General features: G+C 64.0%; 1 protein-coding gene. It reads left to right on the top strand.

The window, feature by feature from the left end:
* Window positions 1-76: 76 nt before the first annotated feature.
* Window positions 77-694: cytochrome b (locus tag MRBLMA1_RS14050; protein ID WP_363737457.1), on the top strand; the 618-nt coding region annotated here is incomplete at its 3' end.

Below are 694 nucleotides of genomic sequence, written 5' to 3'. Positions count from 1 at the left end.
CCGGATGGATTGGGCGAAAGCGGGTATGGGACCGCTCAGCCGCGAAATTCACTCCCGATCGATGAAGGGATAGTCAATGCCGTGCGCGCAACACCGCTATGGCCTGGTATCGATCGCGCTTCACTGGTCGATCGCGGTCCTCATCATCGCCATGTATCCGCTCGCCTGGTGGATGACCCGTGCGATCAACGAACCCGAGACCCAGGCGAACGCGTTCGAGGCTTACCAGGTGCATAAGTCGGTCGGACTGACGATCCTCGTCTTGAGCGTCATCCGTGTCGTGTGGCGCCTGTTGCATCGGGCACCGCCGCGTCCCCAGGAGATGCCGCGTTGGGAGAGGTGGGGCGCTCGCCTCTCCCACGTCCTCCTCTATGTACTGATAGTTGGGCTGCCGCTGAGCGGCTGGATCTACGTGTCGGCCGGCTGGAACCGCGCGATGGGAGCGGCCTTCGCAATCCCGACGCTGTGGTTCAACCAGTTCGAATGGCCGCACATCGGATTCGTCGCTAGCTTGTCCGAGGCGCGGCGCGCAGTCGTGGCCGACGTCTCCATGAATGCGCACGAGCTGCTCGGCTGGAGCGGTATCCTGCTGGTGGCCGTCCACGTGGCCGCCGCACTCAAGCATCACCTCGTCGATCGTGATGACGTGCTCGCCGGCATGGCTCCCTGGGTGCGCCCTCGCCACATACCTCAG

The sequence above is a fragment of the Sphingobium sp. LMA1-1-1.1 genome (assembly GCF_040676365.1).
Taxonomy (GTDB): Bacteria; Pseudomonadota; Alphaproteobacteria; order Sphingomonadales; family Sphingomonadaceae; genus Sphingobium.
This window is presented reverse-complemented; position numbering and strand designations above follow the sequence as displayed.